Below are 258 nucleotides of genomic sequence, written 5' to 3' on the forward strand. Positions count from 1 at the left end.
GGTGCAGCAGCACGTCGAGGAACCCGCCCGCAACGCGCTGTGCGTCGAGACCGCGGACGGCCTCGACGGCGGCGGCTTCCGGGTGACCGCATCGGGGCAGACCCGCAACGGTCTGCGCGGCACGCACGGGCGCAACGACCAGCGCAGCATCATCGGCTTCTCCAACGGCGACGCCATCGCCGAGATCGATGCCCAGCTGGCCGCGAGCGAGCGCAAGCTCGAGGACCTCGACGTCCGGATCGCCGAGCTGGACCGGCG

1 protein-coding gene is annotated in these 258 nt (G+C 72.5%); it reads left to right on the forward strand.

The features are described 5' to 3' along the window. Positions 1–258: hypothetical protein (locus ACOADB_RS26925; RefSeq protein ID WP_378606299.1), on the forward strand; the 258-nt coding region annotated here is incomplete at both ends.

This window comes from Nocardioides sp. CPCC 206348, assembly GCF_048654705.1.
GTDB lineage: Bacteria > Actinomycetota > Actinomycetes > Propionibacteriales > Nocardioidaceae > Nocardioides.